4 protein-coding genes are annotated in these 3426 nt (G+C 35.9%); all 4 read right to left on the minus strand.

Annotation, left to right across the window (positions count from 1 at the left end; all coding sequences use genetic code 11):
- Positions 1-93 precede the first annotated feature (93 nt).
- Entirely contained in the window at positions 94-279 is a 186-nt protein-coding gene (locus tag Q1X33_RS16445; RefSeq protein WP_005230211.1) for a hypothetical protein, read from the minus strand.
- 139 nt (positions 280-418) lie between these two features.
- On the minus strand, positions 419-940 hold the full coding sequence (locus Q1X33_RS16450) for a GNAT family N-acetyltransferase (RefSeq protein WP_005230207.1): 522 nt from the start codon (positions 938-940) through the stop codon (positions 419-421).
- Positions 941-1005: 65 nt separating this feature from the next.
- On the minus strand, positions 1006-1944 hold the full coding sequence (locus tag Q1X33_RS16455) for a dihydroorotate oxidase (RefSeq protein WP_005230205.1): 939 nt from the start codon (positions 1942-1944) through the stop codon (positions 1006-1008).
- Between the two features lie 181 nt (positions 1945-2125).
- Positions 2126-3076 (minus strand): alpha/beta fold hydrolase, encoded by a 951-nt coding sequence (locus Q1X33_RS16460; RefSeq protein WP_241761041.1) that lies wholly within the window; start codon positions 3074-3076, stop codon positions 2126-2128.
- Positions 3077-3426 lie beyond the last annotated feature (350 nt).

The following is a 3426-nucleotide window of genomic DNA, read 5'->3' on the forward strand; positions in this document are numbered from 1 at the left end:
ATACTTTATCATTCTATGAATGAAAGAGCAAGCTTTTTTTCTGAAATTTTTCCAATTAACAAAAACAAAGAAAAAAACTACCCAAAAGGTAGTTTAATCAATATCGATCGTACGGAAACGGATTTGATTTTGATCGTCTCGTTTTAAGGTTGTTTCTTCTTTCAAATAAGAGAACTTCTTCTCATCGATCGCTGGATTTTCAAGCATTTCTTCATAACCTGCAAAAATATCATGGATGTATTTTTTATAAGCTTTTTTCTTTTTGATTCTTTTCTTCATTTGGCACCGTCCTTTACGTGCTTATCTTAGCAAGCCGAAAGGATTCTGACAACCATTATCCACATTTTCATACCAAAAATTCACTTTGACACACCTTTTCCATTCTTTCAGCCAAGTGACAAGAATGGAAAAAGAATGTTTAGTTTGTGATCAAACGTTTTTGAAAAGCCAATCGCTCTCCATTCGGAAAAGGAAATGTTACCTCTCCTTTATATTGATAGCCAGCTGCTTGAATATTCTTTTGCATCCCAATATTGGCTTTATACGTATCGATACGCAAATCAACGATTCCTTGCTCTAATGCAACCACTTCAAGAGCTTGCAGCAATTTGGCACTTAACTTTTGCCCTTTAAAATGAGAACTGACAACGACGCGATGAATGGATAGATACGGACCGTTTCCATCCCACCCTGCGCCGGTAATTGCGTTGTAGACAGGATCATCACCAGAAACCAGTGCCGCAGACGCTGCGATTTTCCCATCTTTCACTAACACATAGCTTTCACCTTTTGCAATATCTTCTTTGATTTGAGTTTCTTTTGGGCCATAGCCATTTTGCCATTGTGGTGATCCTTGAGCTTTTAAAAAAGCAATTCCTTCCTCAATCAGCGCCATTAACTCCGTTAAATCGCCCTCAGTTGTTTTACGAAATTTCTCCATTTAACCCCACCTTTCTTCTATGACTTTCTTCTATAAAAAGAAACAGACGATGATAGAAAGTCGTTTTAATCAATCGTTTTTAGTTTGCCTTGAAATTCACTGATTGATTGATATCCTTTTTCTTTCATGATCGTTTCTAATTCTTTCGTCAATCGTTCAAAGATCGCCGGCCCTTCTTTTTGCAACTCTGTGCCGATCTGCAACATAGAGGCACCACACAACAAATGCTCATACGCATCTTGACCATTACGAATCCCACCTGTACCAATAATTTTGATTTCTGGCTTGAGACGTGTATAGAAAGCCCGCACATTGGCTAATGCCGTTGGTTTCACATATTCGCCTCCGAGACCACCAAAACCACCTTTTGGTTTGATGACTACCGAGTCAGTAGCAGGATCGATGAATAAAGCATTCCCAATACTATTGATTGAATTGATGTAGGTTAACGGATACTTGTTTAATATCTTAGCCATCTCATCAAAGTGAGCCAAATCAAAGTATGGCGGCAATTTGACACCTAAAGGTTTTGTGAAAAAACCAAAGACTGTTTCAAGAATTTGATCGGTCAAAGGAAAATCATAGGCAACTTGTGGTTTTCCTGGCACGTTTGGACAAGAAAGATTCAACTCAGTGATTCCTTCAAAATCACTTTCTTGGATCTTCTTCAATAACTCAATGTTTTCAGCCACACTCATACCAGCGACAGAGAAAAAGAAAGGCGCTTGCTGAGTCATTTCCTGCTGTTTTTTGATGGCATAATCTAAGTAGTAGTCCACCCCTAGATTTGGTAATCCCATCGAATTGATGCTTCCTAAGGGTAAATCGGTATAACGTGGTTCTGGATTTCCGGCACGTGCTTCTAGCGTTGCACTCTTTGTGACAAATGATCCAGCTGCTGATACCGCTAATTCATCTAATTCCTCGATCGTCATACAATGTACTCCTGAGGCGTTCATAAACGGATTTTCGTATGTAAATTTCCCAAAATTCGTAGCTATCATTGATTCATTCCTCCAATCTTTTCAACTAGTTTACCGTTTCATTTCTGAAAATGCAACGGTCCTTTTACAAAGCTCCTCTTTCAATATATTTGTTCATTTTTCGGGATGCTCAGATTGAATGCCTATTTGCAATTCTATTAGTTACACGGGTCGGGTACAGTATCAAACTGTTCGTTACAAATTAAAAACACTTTACTTTTGAGAGTACTTCCATAAATTTGTCTGGTTCATCAATAAATGGCATATGAGCGGAATGAGAAAATGTATAGAAATTTTTTTCATTTGCATCGACACTGTGAAAGAATCGTTTTGCCTCTTTATACGATGTTGAACAATCCAATTCTCCATGAATGATATGAATCGGGATTTCAATATTTCTAACTACCTCTTGAAGTGGTGTATCTAGGATTTGACTGATGAGTTTTTCAGAAGCTTGAAACATTCCTTTAAAGAAGCAGATTTTTTCATTAACAGTATAATACGGAAATAGAAAGACCGCTTTTAACAGCTTACTATTTTGATAGCCTTCACGTGTCACTCCAAATCCATACTTTTCTGTATATTTCATACTGGCACTTCCATAAGGCATACTTTCTTTATTGATTTTATATGTATCGAAAAAGTTGTCTGGCAGATCAAGTTTTTCAAATCGGCGTAACGCTATTTTGTCATTTCTTCTACAAGCCTCTTTTAAAATTGCCTGATATTTTTCTTTTTCTGAATTCCTCATACAATTTATTTGTCCCACACCAATATATGCATAATAATATTCTGGTTTTTCTTGAACAGCGAGACTCGCTATGTAAGATCCCGTAGAATGGCCCAAGACATAAATTTTGTCTTGATTAAACATATACCTCAATTGTTCTGTCACTTTGAGGACATCTGCTGTAAGTATTTCAATATTAAAAGCCGCTTCATCAGGCAAACTACAAGACATCCCTACCCATCTCTGGTCCCAATAGCAAGTATGGAAATCTTGATTGAATTTTACTTGCCGCTTCCATATAAAGGGTAAAATTGGTGCAGTTCCATGAACGAATAATAAAACTGGAGCATTTTTGTTCATATTTCTTTCTACAATTAAGCCTTGCTTCACTCCGTTTATTTCTAAATATATTTTTTCAATCATTAGAACCCCATTTCTCTTTTTCATTTATGAGTACGCTATTTTCGTTTTGATTTTTTCCACGCCTTGAATTAAAGTTCTATAAGAACTTATTATAACTGCCTTAGTTCCTACTTTATCATAATTCTAACTATAATATCATTACTTTTTATAAAGTTTAAATACCATAAAATAACTACTAAATTTTCCAATATCCAACTATTCTCTTTTTCATTTTCGTTTATTTACCTTTTTCTGAATAAAAAAAGACACTCAATTTCTTGAGCATCTTCAATGGTTCTTTATTATTTCTATCATTATCATGCTTATTAACGAATCCCCAAAGCAATCCGTGCGTAACGACTCATTTTATC

The sequence above is a fragment of the Enterococcus sp. B2E4 genome (genome assembly GCF_030499455.1).
GTDB classification, from domain to species: Bacteria; Bacillota; Bacilli; order Lactobacillales; family Enterococcaceae; genus Enterococcus_D; species Enterococcus_D casseliflavus.

Excerpts from the sequence above, each read along its gene's own strand:
- Q1X33_RS16460 (WP_241761041.1), bottom strand. The coding sequence starts at position 3,076 with ATGATTGAAAAAATATATTTAGAAATAAACGGAGTGAAGCAAGGCTTA.
- Q1X33_RS16450 (WP_005230207.1), bottom strand. The coding sequence starts at position 940 with ATGGAGAAATTTCGTAAAACAACTGAGGGCGATTTAACGGAGTTAATG.
- Q1X33_RS16445 (WP_005230211.1), bottom strand. The coding sequence starts at position 279 with ATGAAGAAAAGAATCAAAAAGAAAAAAGCTTATAAAAAATACATCCAT.
- Q1X33_RS16455 (WP_005230205.1), bottom strand. The coding sequence starts at position 1,944 with ATGATAGCTACGAATTTTGGGAAATTTACATACGAAAATCCGTTTATG.